General features: G+C 45.3%; 13 protein-coding genes, 2 tRNA genes and 2 pseudogenes. 6 read left to right on the top strand and 11 right to left on the bottom strand.

The features are described 5' to 3' along the window. Positions 1 to 139 precede the first annotated feature (139 nt). From FTU50_RS10975 to FTU50_RS10965, 3 genes are read right to left on the bottom strand one after another with little or no spacing between them, the layout of a single operon-like run. Complete coding sequence (locus tag FTU50_RS10975; protein ID WP_180055147.1) at positions 140 to 1,297, bottom strand: RNA-guided endonuclease TnpB family protein; 1,158 nt, start codon at positions 1,295 to 1,297, stop codon at positions 140 to 142. Then, positions 1,294 to 1,908: an IS607 family transposase gene (locus FTU50_RS10970; RefSeq protein WP_075167936.1), complete on the bottom strand. Its 615-nt coding sequence runs from the start codon at positions 1,906 to 1,908 to the stop codon at positions 1,294 to 1,296. The genes FTU50_RS10975 and FTU50_RS10970 overlap by 4 nt, the downstream gene beginning before the upstream one ends. A 57-nt stretch (positions 1,909 to 1,965) precedes the next feature. Next, entirely contained in the window at positions 1,966 to 2,598 is a 633-nt protein-coding gene (locus tag FTU50_RS10965; RefSeq protein WP_104472616.1) for a hypothetical protein, read from the bottom strand. A 110-nt stretch (positions 2,599 to 2,708) separates the two neighbouring features. Here FTU50_RS10965 and FTU50_RS10960 point away from each other — a divergent pair, with 110 nt between their 5' ends. Both FTU50_RS10960 and aqpZ read left to right on the top strand, forming a co-directional pair. Next, on the top strand, positions 2,709 to 3,725 hold the full coding sequence (locus tag FTU50_RS10960; protein WP_168408842.1) for an AraC family transcriptional regulator: 1,017 nt from the start codon (positions 2,709 to 2,711) through the stop codon (positions 3,723 to 3,725). 142 nt (positions 3,726 to 3,867) lie between these two features. Next, positions 3,868 to 4,515: pseudogene (aqpZ, locus tag FTU50_RS10955) on the top strand (aquaporin Z). A gap of 107 nt (positions 4,516 to 4,622) precedes the next feature. On the opposite strand, the gene FTU50_RS10950 reads toward aqpZ, so the two are convergent. Then, the gene (locus FTU50_RS10950; protein WP_005180612.1) at positions 4,623 to 4,868 is read right to left on the bottom strand and encodes a hypothetical protein; all 246 of its coding nucleotides are present in this window, start codon (positions 4,866 to 4,868) and stop codon (positions 4,623 to 4,625) included. Between the two features lie 69 nt (positions 4,869 to 4,937). Further along, positions 4,938 to 6,020 (bottom strand): DNA/RNA non-specific endonuclease, encoded by a 1,083-nt coding sequence (locus tag FTU50_RS10945; RefSeq protein ID WP_180047389.1) that lies wholly within the window; start codon positions 6,018 to 6,020, stop codon positions 4,938 to 4,940. Positions 6,021 to 6,284: 264 nt separating this feature from the next. Between FTU50_RS10945 and FTU50_RS10940 the strand changes: the two genes are divergently transcribed. Beyond that, the gene (locus FTU50_RS10940) at positions 6,285 to 6,932 is read left to right on the top strand and encodes a hypothetical protein (protein ID WP_163141045.1); all 648 of its coding nucleotides are present in this window, start codon (positions 6,285 to 6,287) and stop codon (positions 6,930 to 6,932) included. 88 nt (positions 6,933 to 7,020) lie between these two features. On the opposite strand, the gene FTU50_RS10935 is transcribed toward FTU50_RS10940, so the two are convergent. Continuing rightward, positions 7,021 to 8,901 (bottom strand): potassium transporter Kup, encoded by a 1,881-nt coding sequence (locus FTU50_RS10935; RefSeq protein ID WP_104513218.1) that lies wholly within the window; start codon positions 8,899 to 8,901, stop codon positions 7,021 to 7,023. 121 nt (positions 8,902 to 9,022) lie between these two features. Here FTU50_RS10935 and FTU50_RS10930 point away from each other — a divergent pair. From FTU50_RS10930 to FTU50_RS10920, 3 genes are all read left to right on the top strand, one after another. Then, positions 9,023 to 9,112, top strand: a tRNA-Ser gene (locus tag FTU50_RS10930). Positions 9,113 to 9,885: 773 nt separating this feature from the next. Beyond that, the gene (locus tag FTU50_RS10925; RefSeq protein ID WP_005180651.1) at positions 9,886 to 10,113 is read left to right on the top strand and encodes a hypothetical protein; all 228 of its coding nucleotides are present in this window, start codon (positions 9,886 to 9,888) and stop codon (positions 10,111 to 10,113) included. 224 nt (positions 10,114 to 10,337) lie between these two features. After that, positions 10,338 to 10,413, top strand: a tRNA-Thr gene (locus FTU50_RS10920). Positions 10,414 to 10,474: 61 nt separating this feature from the next. On the opposite strand, the gene FTU50_RS10915 is transcribed toward FTU50_RS10920, so the two are convergent. From FTU50_RS10915 to FTU50_RS10895, 5 genes and pseudogenes are all read right to left on the bottom strand, one after another. After that, positions 10,475 to 11,299: a cyclopropane-fatty-acyl-phospholipid synthase family protein gene (locus FTU50_RS10915; RefSeq protein WP_180047391.1), complete on the bottom strand. Its 825-nt coding sequence runs from the start codon at positions 11,297 to 11,299 to the stop codon at positions 10,475 to 10,477. Positions 11,300 to 11,302: 3 nt separating this feature from the next. Then, on the bottom strand, positions 11,303 to 12,601 hold the full coding sequence (locus FTU50_RS10910) for an FAD-dependent oxidoreductase (RefSeq protein ID WP_127800065.1): 1,299 nt from the start codon (positions 12,599 to 12,601) through the stop codon (positions 11,303 to 11,305). A gap of 432 nt (positions 12,602 to 13,033) precedes the next feature. Then, a pseudogene (locus tag FTU50_RS10905) lies at positions 13,034 to 13,908 on the bottom strand (pirin family protein). Positions 13,909 to 14,109: 201 nt separating this feature from the next. Further along, positions 14,110 to 14,673 (bottom strand): alkyl hydroperoxide reductase subunit C, encoded by a 564-nt coding sequence (ahpC, locus tag FTU50_RS10900; RefSeq protein WP_005180661.1) that lies wholly within the window; start codon positions 14,671 to 14,673, stop codon positions 14,110 to 14,112. Positions 14,674 to 15,389: 716 nt separating this feature from the next. Continuing rightward, the coding region (locus FTU50_RS10895; protein WP_180047395.1) for an integrase core domain-containing protein at positions 15,390 to 15,556 on the bottom strand (167 nt) is incomplete at its 5' end.

Genomic DNA, 15,556 nt, shown 5'->3' with positions numbered 1-15,556 from the left:
TTTAAAACCTACTCAAACCTACTCAATGTGGGTTTGATGTTTAATTCCTACTTCACCATCAAGAACCTAAAGCATTTGCTTTAGGGATTACCTCAATTCCATAGGCTGTCACGGTGTAACTCACCGCCTTAATCACCACTTATGCAGTGATTAAATCTTTATCCGCATATCGCAGGATATTAATTGATGCATTGACATCACGATTTTGGATGGTTTGGCAAACTAAGCACTTCCACTCTCGCGCAGAAAGTGTGAGAGATTGATTTAATTCACCACAGCACGAACACATTTTACTACTTGGGAAGAATCGACCAACCGAAAGTACCGATTTTCCATGCTGTTTGGCTTTATAAATCAACTGCCTTTTAAACTCATAAAAACCCATATCGGATATAGCTCTTGCGAGTTTACGATTCCTCAACATGCCTTTAACATTCAAATCTTCAATTGCAATCACATCAAAACGTGTTACCAAATCCGTTGTGACTTGATGAAGATTATTCTTGCGTAGACAGACAATTTTATAGTGCAGGCGAGATAGCTTGGCTTTTGCTTTTTCTCGATTCTGACTACCTTTTTTCTTACGACTAAAAGACTTGTTGAGTCGTCTTAGTTTTGCAAGCTGTCTTTTAAGTGGTGCGTTAGAAGGAATAACCTCACCATTTGAAAGGGTGGCAAGATTAGAGACACCCAAATCAACACCGATACTTAAACCTGTTTTCGGTTTAAGCTTTTCGATCTGGGTGAGTTCGACAGCGATTGATACAAACCACTTACCACCTTGTTTAAATATTTTGGCCGAGAGAATTTTACCCTTATAGCGCAGATTCTCAGTCATTTTCACCCAACCCAAATTAGGGATTTTAATAGACCGACCCTTGACGCTAAATTGATCATTTGATAATGAAAAACGGTCATCCTTGCCTTTTTTTCTTGGCTTGGGGTATCCTGATTTGCCGTTAAAAAATCTATCAAAAGCACTACCCAACTGCTTAATCGCCAACTGTGGTGCGCACTTAGTCACTTTCTTCATGAAAGGATATTTTTCAAATTTAAAAGTGTTTAGGTGTCTTCTTAATTTACTCTCTTTAGGTCTATTAAGAAGCATTTCATTCACCGCAACATCATAATACTCACACTGATCTCGATATTCCTTATCAGCCTTGTATTGTCGCTGCCACTCTCTTAAAGCCCAATTATACGACAAACGAGCAACACCACTTGCCTGAGCAAAATGGCTTGCTTGTTTATTATTGGGCATCAATTCAATGATATGCCCTCGTATAAATCGACTCATAGTGCTTCTTTGACCGCCTGTATTAACTTTTGGTTCTTTTTACTTCGGCTTCCATATAATCGTGCTGAAAATACAGTGATAATTTCCAGGACATCTTGAGCCAGTTCCTCCTCAAAACTCAAATTTTCACCCTGATTAATAATTACAATTTCAACATTCCGAGCTTCACATAAAGCAAAAACCAATTCAGCACCAAAACGTAATAATCGATCTTTGTGGGTTAAAACCAATCGACCAATTTCATTATTAATAATTCCATCCAAAAGAGCCTTAAGCCCTTTTTTGTGATAATTCATCCCTGAGCCTAAATCACTAATAATCTCAAATGTCCATCCCTGCTTGGCACAGTACATTTCCAAAACTTGTTTTTGTCGCTCAAGATCAGCCTTTTGATCGTGACTAGATACTCTTGCATAAGCAATAGTTTTTCGGCTGTTCTGGATTGATAGATCATGGATAAGTTCAGGTGTGATCTTGCTTAGATCGTAACGTCTGTGATTTTTTGGGGTTCTATCTGCGACTAAAGTGCCTTCCTCATCCCATCTTCTTAGGGTTTGGATGGAAACACCCAGTGTTTTAGCTGCAACGCCAATACTAACATATCTACTCATCTGTATATAATAATATAGAAATAAGTAGATTTCAATTAGCAGTTATTAACCCTCTCATTAACTGGCTTTAGGTAGCGACTCAAGATCTGGGGATGGCTTTTCATTCCGGTCGACCCATTTGGCCGGGAAGAATTTTTCCGCGCCGCGGTTTAATAGCGCCGACAGCGGCCGTGGCAAGGCAATCCCGAGCGGATTCTGCTCCTGCAAATCCGGTGAAGATATAACCCGGGTGCCCAGAATATAGTCAAACCAGGGCTTGGTTACACACCAGTTGGCATCCTGATTGCTGTTCATATGATGGTCATAGTGCCAGGGAATTTTTGTTCTGGCCCACTCTGGCTCCAAATGGGCACGGCGGTGAATATAGTAATAATTCAGGGCACTATACATGCTGCCGGCCATCATGCCTTTGGAAATCGGGAAAAATACCAGCCCAAATACACCCGCGGCGGCGGCCAGCGAAATAATCTCGTTTTTATTGCGCCAGTGCGACCAGCCAATCACATAGCTTTCATCATTAAACTGATTTTTCCGCACCTCACGATGATGCTCCCAATGCGAACGCATACTGCGTGGCACCGGACTGTGACGCGGCTGCCCCGGCCGATGGGTACCATGTAATACATATTTATGTGCCACCCATTCAAAGGCATTGGCCACCAATAAACCTGCAATAAATCCTTTTAACATGCTCCAGTCCTCCTGTGCTTTTCCTTCACTATAAGCGTCGGCACAGGCTAGATATTGACGGAAAAATTGAATATGATTGACAAATCACGACAAGAATAAAATGACAAGCTATGCAACGGATAAAGGATTATACCGGCTCGATTTATGGTGGCTTGGCCCAGTTGTTGTACGACTTTTATCAAGCACAACAGCTGCCGGTTCCAGAAAAATTACAGCAGGTTCAACATCAGGAACGTTTTGATTATATTCTCTGGCGCGACTTGCTGACCGAACTGGAACAGCAGCTACAGCGTCCGGCGTTGGGACTGGAAATTGCCGCACTGGTGCAGCCCAAACATCTGGGCATTATTGCCTATATTGCCCTGTCCTGTGACAATCTGGGCGAAGCGTTGCAACGCTATCATGACTTTCACCGGCTGGTGTATGACGGCAGTCCGTTACAGGTGGAAGTGCAAGGCAATTATCTCTCCATTCGCTGGGCTGATCTGCCGCCGACCATGACCACGCAACTGACCAATGAAATTGCCATTGCGCTGATGGTGGAATTCCTGAAACATTTTATGGAATTTCAGGATATTTGCCTGCATGAGGTGCATTTCCAGAATCCGGCGCCACGACATGTGGCACTGTATGAGCAGTATTTTCATTGCAAGGTACGTTTTTCCCAGGAAAAAACCCAGGTGCTAATGCCGTTGCAGGAGCTGTCCAAACCCTTTTATCAGGGGGATCAGACCTTACAGCATTTATTGCTCCAACAGGCCAAGGCTCTGCTGGAAAAACTGCCAAATTCCACCCAGATTGACCACCGTTTACAGCAGGCGATTCTGACCGGTTTACAACGCAATATGTACCAGATTGAACATATTGCCCAGCAGCTGAATTTGTCAGTACGGCAGTTACAACGGCATTTACAGCAGCAAGGCACCACCTATCAACAACGGATTCAGGAAGTACGCTGCTTACTGGCCGAACAATATTTAAAAGATCCACATTTAAGCCTGCAGGAAATTGCCCTGCTGCTCGGCTATTCGGAACAGAGTGCCTTTCAGCGTGCCTTTAAGCAGTGGACCCAGCACACTCCACAGCAATGGCGTCAGAACAACTTAACCAATCTTTCATCTTTTTAGTTTAATTTGAAGCACATAAAAAAAGAGTATTTTACAAAAATAGTGTGATATATTTCACACTTTATAATTTTCATCACATAAATAAAATTCTGGAGACATGAAAATGAATAAATATTGTGCAGAATTTCTGGGGACCTTTTGACTGGTATTCGGCGGCTGTGGTAGTGCCGTGCTGGCTGCAGCCTTCCCTGAACTGGGCATTGGCTTTGTCGGCGTATCGATTGCCTTTGGTTTAACCGTTTTAACCGCAGCCTATGCCTTGGGGCATATTTCAGGCGGTCACTTTAACCCGGCCGTGAGTCTGGGCTTATGGGCCGGCGGCCGTTTTGAAGCCAAAGAACTGCTCCCGTATATCGTTGCCCAGGTATTGGGTGCTGTCGTCGCGGCCTGGATTTTATACCTGATTGTCCAGGGTCAGGCCGGTTTTAGCGGCACCGGTGGTTTTGCCAGCAATGGTTTTGGTGAATTATCCCCGGGGCAATATTCACTCGTTTCAGCACTGATCATTGAAATTGTCTGAACCGCCTTTTTCCTGATTATTATTTTAGGCGCTACCGATCAGCGTGCGCCGGCCGGTTTTGCGCCAATTGCAATTGGTCTGGCCTTAACCCTGATTCACTTAATCAGTATTCCGGTCACCAACACCTCAGTCAACCCGGCCCGTAGTACCGGTGTAGCGTTCTTTGCAGAAACTGCAGCCTTAAGCCAGCTCTGGTTATTCTGGGTTGCACCAATGATTGGTGCGGTAATTGGCGCGGTGATTTATAAAGTGGTTGGCAAGAAGGACTAATCTTGCTGCACGTCCTACAAGCTCACTTCGGTGGGCTTTTTTATATTTTAAATGAACAGTTTATTAGTTAGAGCGTAAAAACCCTGTCCTCTAAGACAGGAAGAATGTCAAAGAAAAGGATTTTCGATTTCCCGTACTTCGGTACGCTGGACTTTTTCAGGCAGATTTGGCTCTTTTTCCAGAGCCGCAACCACCTCATTCAGCAGTGCCTGCAAGGCTTTAGCCGCAGCCAGACCCGCCTGGTCCTTGGTGAGCTGTAAATTGCCATAGACATTCACGCAGTCCAGATCATTCTCGACAGTCAGATCATGAATGGCATGAGATTCTGTCCCATGTTGAAACGGTTTAAACATACCCACCTCGGCCGTAATGCTTGTTGTTGTGGCAGGATCAATTGCCATCCTGCCGTTTATATGCGCTGATCAGCTTTTATTCATTAACTGTAAGATATAGTGCAACAAGGCCTCAATCAACTGCTTAATGATGGCATCCTGGGTATCGGCATCCAAGGTTGTACCACTGGCAGTGGCCGTGCTACCTCCCGATTTAAACTGACGCTGTAAGGCCTGTAGCTGCTCCGGGGCAACATCTTCAGCACACTGGCTTTCTGCATCCCAATGCGAATATTCCAGTGGTTTATTGGCTTTTACCGCGTTGGCGGTCAGCGGCAATTTATAGGTATTGCGTTTTTGCTCTTCGGTCAGCTGCGGAAACAGGTTAATGCCCAACTGTTCTTCTAAATAACAGACGCTGACCACCTTGACCTGCAGGGAATTGTCATTCGGTGCATAGTAGGCGCCAATTGCGCCGGTTTTAGGTAAGTAAATGGCTTTATACACCGAGGTTGGAACAATCACCCCATTACCAATCGCTTTCAGTTTTTTGCCACTAAAAGTCGGCCCGGTAATGACATACACATCCTGTTTATGCTTGGTCACCAGCGCACGGGTGGCTTCTTCCAGTTCACGCCAGACCTGCTGATTATTCTTCGGCGCTTGCGGCACCATATTGGCCAGCGAGAAACTGTCGTATTGCGCCGCTTTATTGGACATATCCGCATTTGGGGCCATATGTCCGCGGTCATAACCTGAACCACGATAATCCGCCAAGGTCGCGCGGTGCTGCTCTTTCACCCGCTCTTCTTCATGGAAACTGTCTTCACGGGGAATTTTCTGGCTTAAACGCGCCGGGGTCAGACTTTCTGCCACCCACAGCGGAGTTTTGGACACGCCGGAATACATCACATTAAAACCATTAAAGCACAGCGGATAACTGTCTTTGCGCAGGCTGTCTTTAATTAAATACGGCGGCACATCACGGTAAAATTGTTCCAGACAGGCACTATTCGAAGTGCTTGGTGTCAAGGACATCCACTGGCTGATTTTTTCCTGTCCAAAGGCAATCGCGAAACTGCCAGCGGCCACCACACCTAAAACAACTTTTAAACTTCCTTGATGAAAAAAGGGAAAGAGAGGCTGACTTGTACTGCGCTTTTTTCTGGCCATTACACTGCTAAAAACTATAAGAATCACATATTGGCCGAGCTTAACAAGGGGTCTGCAGCTTGTATATGTTCTGGCTGTTGTTCGCTTAACAATTAGACAATAAACCGCTGTACAGGCGGTGACTGTGTAACAGTCTGTCAGAGTTTTAACGCAGTTTATGATAAGTCTGGATGGCTTTCAGTGTGATGCGTTGCGTCAGGCCAAGGTTATATGCCAAGGTAGTTCACGAAAAAATCGTGTGATAAAAATTTGATGGAGGAATCTATGTATTCCAAATTACTGGGTGCCGGCCTGATTACCGGTTTAATGAGTGCAACTGCCTTTGCCGAACCTCCCATTCAACCGGGTGATACCCTGGAAAGCTTATCGAAAGCCAAAGTGGTGACCACGGTCAATGGTCAGCCGGGTTCATTGCAGGATATCGTGGCCAGCGGTCAGGTGCGCATTGTCTCTGAAGCCAATCCGCAAGTGGTTCAGCCGATGCCGACCAATCCGCAGCTGGATGTGATTCCGGCAGATGCACCCGCCCAGGCGCCAGGCCATGATGCCCCGGTACAAGCGGTTGCACCCGATGCATCAGCGCTGACCTCACAACCGGTACCGGCCGGCCAGTCAACCGATCCGCTGGCACAGGGCGCGCAGCCTATTACTGAACCACCCGCAGCAGAGTTGACTGCACCAGCAGCGGAAGCCGCCCAGAATGCAGCGCCCATGATGGACTCCTCAGCTGAAGCGCCGGTGAATGGTATAGAAGCCGAAACCGATGTTACCCAGGAAGCCTTAGCCGCTGCACCAGAAGCAGCACCAATGGCAGACCCTGCTATTCAGGCCGCACCTGAAGCTGGCGCCGAGCAAATGCAAGCGCCTGTTCAAGCCTTACCTGAAGCCCCAAGCCTGAATGAAGCCAATTAAAGACCTGTTTTAGGCTTTTATCCTCCAAAAAAACCAGAGCTATGCTCTGGTTTTTTTATTGCAGTTGCGTTGAGACCACGCCGTTGCATCAGATCTGGATTTGACTGCCCAGCTCCACAACCCGGTTGGTCGGAATCTGGTAGAAGTCACTGACCGGACTGGTATTGCGCTGCATCGAAATAAACAGCTTTTCCCGCCACGGTGCCATGCCTTCGCCGACTGTGCTGATAATGCGTTCACGTGAAATAAAGAAGCTCATTTGCATCATGTCGAATTCAAAGCCCAATTCATCATAGGCCTGCTTTAACGCGCGCGGAATATTCGGCTGATCTTTAAAACCGTAATAGATAAAAATCCGGTAAAAACGTTCATCTAGCCGTTCAATCTGCACCCGCTCTTCTTGCGGCACATACGGAATATCGCGCGTCACCACCGTCACCATAATATTGCGCTCATGCAGCACCTTGTTGTGCTTGATGTTATGCAGCATCGCATGTGGCACGATATTCGGCGTACCAGTCAAGAATACCGCTTCGCCCGGCACAAATTTGGTGTCATTGCCCATGCTGATACTTTTAATAAACAGCTCAATCGGCAAGGCATCTTTTTCCAGATGATGAATCAGCAAGGCGCGGCCATCTTTCCAGGTCATCAGGAGGGTAAATACAATGGCACCAATTAAAATTGGTACCCAGCCACCGGCGACAATTTTCAGTGAGGTTGAACCGACAAAAATCAGATCCAGAATTAAAAAAGGCAGTGCAAACAGCAGCACTTTCCACACCGGCCAGCGCCAGAAACCATAGGCCAGAATGGAAATTAAAATGGTGCCGCAGAGCATGGTCATGGTCACCGCTACGCCATAGGCACTGGCCAGATTGGCACTGTTTTCAAACAGCAGAATCAGAATCACCACCGATACAAACAGTACCCAGTTAATGAACGGCAAATAAATCTGGCCCTGTTCCACTTCTGAGGTATGCTTGACCGATAAACGCGGCAAATAACGCAGCTGAATAGCCTGATTGACCATCGAAAATACACCGGTAATTACCGCCTGTGAGGCAATCACCGCCGCAGCCGTGGCCAGCGCAATCATCGGATACAGACCCCAGTCCGGCACCAGCAGATAGAAAGGATTGGTAATCGCGTCCGGATCACGCAGCAACAAGGCGCCCTGTCCGGCGTAATTCAATAACAGACATGGCAGCACAATCACAAACCAGGCCATCCGGATTGGCAAGCGGCCAAAATGCCCCATATCGGCATAAATCGCTTCACCACCGGTCATGGTCAAAATGACTGCGCCCATGGTTAAAAAGGCCACATAAGGCTGTTCCAGCACAAAGTTGATGGCCCAGTGCGGGCTGATCATCGCCAGCACATACGGCGTCTGGATAATACTCCACAGCCCCACCCCGCCAATCGACAGGAACCAGAGCAGGGTCAACGGCCCAAAGAAGGTGCCCATGATGCCGGTACCATGACGCTGCACCAGAAACAGTCCGGCCAGAATCCCGATAGATAAGGGAATCAGCCACTGGTTAAACATCGGGGTGGCAATACTCAGCCCTTCAATCGCCGACAGCACCGAAATGGCCGGGGTAATAATCCCATCACCAAAAAACAGCGATGCACCAATAAAGCCCAGTGCAATCAGGTAGATTTTCTTCTGTTCAGAAATACGGGTGGTACGCAGGTTTAAGGCCAGCAGCGACATAATCCCGCCTTCACCGTTGTTGTCTGCACGCATGATGATGGTGACGTATTTAAAGCTGATGGTCAGCATCATGCACCAGAAGATCAGCGATAAAATCCCCAGAACACTGCCTTCAGAAATGGCCAGATGTGCGGTCAGGAAACATTGACGCAAGGCATAGAGTGGACTCGTTCCAATGTCACCAAAAACTACGCCCAGTGCCGCGAGGGTAATCACAGGCAGGGCGGCTTTTTTTGCAGTACTTTGCATAGAATGTCTTCATGGATAGACCGTATTTTTGCGCATAATAGCACCAGCCCAAAAGTTTTTCCGCAAATCAATTGTTTCAGCTTGGCAGAGTGACTTTTTTTGGGTATTATCCACGGCCTATGGTGAGGTGTCCGAGTGGCTGAAGGAGCACGCCTGGAAAGTGTGTATACGTTGACGCGTATCGAGGGTTCGAATCCCTCTCTCACCGCCAGAATGTTTAAAAAGACTCAAATTGTAAAATTTGGGTCTTTTTTTTATGCTTCGACTTTTCTGCTTTTTCAAAATTATTCAGTTCCAGACAGTGAAATTATCTGATTGTTTCTGGATTAGATTTTAAAATAACAACAGTACTTTTATTTTTTTGAATTTAAAAACTTGAGCCTGAATACATCCGCTAAGTTTTAAATTCATCAGCTTTTGAATTTAAATTTATAGTTGAAAAAGCAGAGCCTCTATCGCATCTGCTTCCCTAAAATTTAAATGGATGGTCAAGTTTTTAACACAGATAAAACAGGAAACCTGAGATAGACTTTTTCTATCAAATTCAAAACTATATTGATAAATTCATTGACTTGTAGCGCTTATTTTTCCAGCACCATCTCAGGCTTTGCTGAAAATAGCATCAATTTTTCTGACTCCCCGTTCATCTTTTGGGTTGTTAAGCATGATCTTCGGGTTATGCCATCCTGCCCGCATATATGTGAAAGTTACAGCCTGCCACAGTTCCAACCTGTTTTTAAACCACAGATGTCAACAAAAAGTCATCATCTCATGCTACAACAATAAAAAGTGGCATAGAATTCGCAAGCTTTACAGCAGCAAGCATTGTGCTATGTTAAACACAGACCTAAACAGAACAAGGAGAACAATAGGCAAAATAAACAACTGTTTAAAACTATTAACTTAAAAAATATTCTTCATTTAATCGTGCCAAAAAAGATGTTTAAAGCCAATCAGTCAAAAAACTGCTATTCGGGAGCGAGCATGAATAACAGCGCAAATTATGTCAAACAAATTAAAAATGCCAAACGTGGTGGTTATACCCCCACCATCGCCAAAGACCTCAATCGACATAAAATTCAAAAAGCCCTTAAACTTATTGAGCAGTGGAGATCTCTCGCCAACGAACTCAAACCACAAATGCAACTCGATATGGCTTTTACCCTTGAAGAATGTGCACAAGATTTAGACCGTATTTTAAGGAGCAAGTAGCACGCCTCTGCGGCACTTAACCCCCCCTTTATTTTAAATTCAAAACAATAGCTCGCCCTGAACGTGAGCTATTGTTGTCTTGAGCAGAAACTTGCCTCTTCCACGATGTTTAAGCGCGAAAACAAGAGCTGGATAAAAATAAAACAGCGCCTGTCGCCTACTTTTAATTGCTTATTTTTTCGCTTGCGCCCGAATTAAAAATCTGTAAAATGCAACTCCACAATGCCGGCATAGCTCAGTTGGTAGAGCAACTGACTTGTAATCAGTAGGTCCACAGTTCGAATCCGTGTGCCGGCACCATTTTCTTAGGCTCGCTATTTTAGTGGGCCTTTGTTGTTTTTATGGCGCTATTTTTTCTGCTTTATTGCGTGTGTGCGGTCACTTGCACATATCTCACCCAGCCATCTTTATATAAACGTCGGCACAGCTTTGCGGTCATGGCAATCTTGATCCGGTCCAGACCTGAACTGTGCTGCGGCCAGTGCAGCTGCTGGATATATTCGGCAAATCTGTTTAACACTGGTGCAGATAAATCTTCAATCTGAATCTGGGTAAAACCGCGTTCCTGCAAACACTGCTCCAGTTGTACTGCGGTTTTCAGTTCCGGCAACGACACATCCGCCGCCTTTAATAAAGCGCGATAAGCGTGCTGCTGCACAGTATTTGAATTTAAAAACTGCGGTGACAATATCAGGGTGTGAAAACCCAGACGGCCTTTTGAATTTAAAACCGGTTGCACGGCATCCAGAAATGAATTCAAAGCATGATGATAGGCCGCATCAATACACAGCACCACATCAAATGGCGCCAGAGGTATGAGATTTTTTAAATTTAAAAAAGACTGCGCATAGATGGGCAGCTCTGGCCAGCGCGCTTGAATCTGCTCGACACAGGTCGTTTGCAGTTCAACGGCGGTAATATTTGAGAGTTGATAATGCTGTTGCCAGTGCAACAGGCTGGCGCCCTGTCCACAGCCTAAATCGAGCAGCCGATCTGTGGATTGCAACTGAACGGCTTCGGCCAAATGATCGGCCAGCTGCTGGCACGCCGCCGGATAGTCCTGTGCAGATGAGTGCCAGTAGCCCAGATTGCTCCAGGGCAACTCGGCAGGATCTCCCAAAAGCGCTGCATTGATTGCATATTTATGGGAAGGAGCCTGTCGAAAAATTGCCTGAAGCCAGCGCATAGATTAATAGCCGAGTTGGGGAGCAACCTCTACTTTAGGTTTTAAGCCCACAAACGGCAACGGTGCACCAAAAATTTCTGCAATATGCATGGCTGAAGTCACGGCTGATTCTAAAATTGGCAAGCCGTCACATGACCATGAACCACAGAAGAACACCTTGCGATCAGCGACTTTATGACGCTGTTGCAATTCTTTGTTCAGTGCCACAGTTTTTGAATCCACCACCGCACGGGTCAGGGTGACAGAAGAAATGACTTTCTTCGGATCAATAGGCGTGACCGGACGCCAGGTCTGGAACACCGGCGTTTTACCGACCAGCGATGGCTCAATCGAGTTTAGCCAGACAGTAAATTGCTGACGGGTAAACTTGCGGTCCATCATATAGCTCAGTACCGACCAGTCTTTGCGTTTTGGCGGCATCACTGTGCTATCGGTATGAATCACCAGTTCGCCCTGTTCAAACTTGAACTGCTTTAACAAGGCAATATCTTCGGCAAACTGTTCACGATCGAGGAAGTTCTCGATATTGGTGGTTGGGGTGGCCACCACCACACGGTCAAATACCGCAGTTTCGCCTTCGGCATTTTTGACATAGACCTGATCATCTTGCTGGCTAATATGGGTGATGGGTGAACCACTCTTGATATGAATACCTTCAATCAGCTTATTCACCAGCGCCGGAGTGCCACCCTGAATACGCAACAGCGCATCACCATCGGTCAATTGACGCAAGAAGGTCAACAGCGGCTTCGCTGGCCATTCGCCAATGGTTTTCGGGTTACAGGTACAGATGGTGTACAACACCGGCATTACCGCGCCATGCCAGAACACTTCTTCAATTTCATTCTGGTTGATGAACTCGGCCAGGGTAATGTCCTGATTCTTCGACCGGAAGAATTTGGCAATTGCCGTTTTTAACTGCAACATGCCTTTAACCAGACGCCAGCCGTATTGCTGCAAGCCTTTACGGTTATTGATAATCGGGAAATTCCCGATACGCGTACGCGAGGTGGTTAACCAGGTTTCGGTCCGGTCCTCAAACAACCAGCTACAGGCCATATAGGTCCGTACCGGGAAGGTCGGAATACCCAGATAAGTGGCTAAACTGAGCGTGTTTTTCCACAAATGCGGATTCATGACCCGCAGCGGTGCGTCAATTAAACCGCCTTCAAACTCAGTACTGTGGCTGTCCATTCCACGTCTAGGCAGAGCTTCAAAAATTGTAATGTTATGCCCTGCATCTTTAAGAATTCTTGCGGTAGCTAGCCCAGCCATGCCACTACCGATGACTGCAATATCCAAAACGTCTTATCCGTTAATGAAAACATTGACCGAAATTATGAACCATGCCTTGCCAAAATGAGCTATTAAAAACTACCAGATTCACCCTTTTTACAAAGTGTAATAAAGTTCTAAAATGCCACTTCTGTTACATTTTTTAACGTATTTTCAAGCCCCGTGTAAATATAAGAAATACCTGAAATTTATTTATTAATTTTTAAAAATCATTTAAAAACAATAGATATAAATTAACCAGTTTTAGAATAGTTGTTTTACAAAGCGCGTGCTTTCCGCTAGTATACGCCCCACACAAGAATGACAACCACATCACATAAAATCATTACAGATAATGATACAAATGAGATAAAACAAGAAACTTAACAGCGCAATAACAAGAAAGCCTCTGATTTTTATCAGAGGCTTTTTTCTTTTCGCAGCAGGATCGCTGAATGCTTAGCTTTGCAGCGGAATTTGGCCAAACTTACCAGAATGAAAGTCATCAAAGGCCTGAATAATTTCCTGTTTGCTGTTCATCACAAAAGGACCATGGCCTTGAATTGGCTCATTTAATGGCTCACCGGTCAGAATTAAAAACTGTGTTTCCTGCTGCGCCTGCAACTGAATGGTCGGCTCGGCATCGCGGGCAAACATCACGATAGAACTGTCCTGCACCTGTTGAGTGCCATTCACCAGCAGCTCACCTTTTAGCACCACCAGCAGGACATTGTGAGTCACCGGGACATGCACAAAGGTTTGCGCATCTTTATGCAAGCTACCATCCCAGACATTGACCGGACTAAAGGTCTGTGCCGGCCCGGTGTGACCTAAATAGTTCCCGGCAATCACCCGGAGGTGCCCGGCGGCATCGTCCAGTTCAATTCGGGGAATATCGGCAGCGGCAATAGCCTGATAACGCGGCGTGGTCATTTTGTCTTTGGCTGGCAAATTGACCCAGAGCTGGACCATTTCAAACAGTCCACCGGCTTCGGCAAAATCGGCAGAATGAAACTCTTCATGCACCACGCCGGCACCGGCTGTCATCCATTGCACATCACCAGTCTGAATAGTGCCCCCGCCACCGGCCGAATCTTGATGGGTGACGGCACCCTGATAGGCCAGAGTCACAGTTTCAAAGCCACGATGCGGATGTGAACCCACACCACGCTGCGCTTTCGTCGCCTCAAACGGATAAGGCGCAGCATAGTCGAGCATAAAAATGGGCTGATGGCCTGACCTAAACGGTCATAAGCAAACAGGTTCTGTACCAGAAAACCATCACCGACCCAGTGCATGTTTTTATTTCGATATAAACCAATTATTTTTTTCATACTGTCCTGCGCCTGCAAGGAGAATTGATCGTTTCATGTTAAGCCTTTGCGGTGCGGCCAGCTAGCGCAAATCTGGCATACTGCATTGCAAGAATAGAATCATCCAGGCGTATCCGGATTCTGCTTGGTTTCTCTTTCAACAGACAAAAAAAATCCAGAACCGGAGTTCTGGATTTTCATCAGAAGATAAATGCAACTGGATTAGATTTTACCGACCAGGTCGATTGACGGTGCAAGCGTTGCTTCACCTTCTTTCCATTTTGCCGGGCAAACTTCACCTGGGTGTGCATGGACATATTGCGCTGCTTTGACTTTACGTAGCAGTTCCTGGGCATCACGGCCAATACCGCCAGCGTTAATTTCAACAATCTGGATGGTACCTTCCGGATCAATCACGAAAGTACCACGGTCAGCCAGACCTTCAGCCTCAATTAACACTTCAAAGTTTTTTGCCAGAGTCCAGGTTGGATCGCCAATCAGCGGATACTGGATTTTACCAATCACGTCTGAAGTATCGTGCCAGGCTTTATGGGTGAAGTGGGTATCAGTGGATACGCCATAAATTTCAACGCCCATTTTCTGGAATTCAGCATAATGATCAGCCAGATCGCCTAATTCGGTTGGACAGACAAAGGTAAAGTCTGCAGGATAGAAAAATACCACCGACCATTTACCGATCATGTCCTGCTCAGACACTTCAATGAATTGACCATTCTGGTAAGCAGTAGCGTTAAAGGCTTTCACTTGGGTATTGATTAAACTCATTTTGTATTCCTCAGTGCGTTGTGGGGATTGCTTATCTTGTGAAGCTAGAATACAAAACTCAGGTAAATCGGTAAAACAGTACTTTTTTATAAAAATAATCGGAAATACAGATTTAAATATTCTATCTCCATTGAAGTTTTTATCGTTTTCCTCAATTGATCTATCCTACTTTTCACACAGGCAATAAAAAACCCTTTGCCAAAACAAAGGGTTTTTATTTATTTTCTGCTTTAGATGATGGCCTTAAAAAGTATATACATACCAAATTATAATTAATATATATATTTCAAAAACTTAATGAATTATGTATTGTATTTTGTAAAAATTCAATAAAAAATACTTAAAAATTTACACTTTTTATCTCACTGAAATTTAGTGTTAATTCGGAAGCTATGAAAAATAAATATACTAAACTGGAACATAAGCCTGAGCTAAACGCTTTTCTGTAGATGCTTGTGTTGTGTAAAAACGCTCTTAGATGGCATATACAAAATTCTTTAAGGACTCTTCGTCTGTAATCGTGTATTTACCATTTGCATCCATAGGTAAGCCCAAGGTTTGGATATAGCTATGTAAGTTTTTTTTAACTTGAGGGCTATACGCATTGTAAGTATCTAATGCTTTAGCAATATTCTTACGATTTGGAATGCCTACTTTATCTACAGTATATGAGGGGTGGTAATCCTCCCATAAATAACCGAAGTTAAAAGTAGAGGTTAAGCAGCCATTAGAGGTGGCCTTCCTTTGTTTGCTTGGTGTGGTCTTTCATGGTTGTAATGCCACAACCAGTTTGTTGCATAATCTTGTACTTCATCCAAAGTATCAAATAAATGCTTGCTCAGCCAACTATAACGTATGGTCCGATTATAGCGTTCAATATACG

Source organism: Acinetobacter sp. YH12112 (assembly GCF_013418945.1).
Lineage (GTDB): Bacteria > Pseudomonadota > Gammaproteobacteria > Pseudomonadales > Moraxellaceae > Acinetobacter > Acinetobacter indicus.
This window is presented reverse-complemented; position numbering and strand designations above follow the sequence as displayed.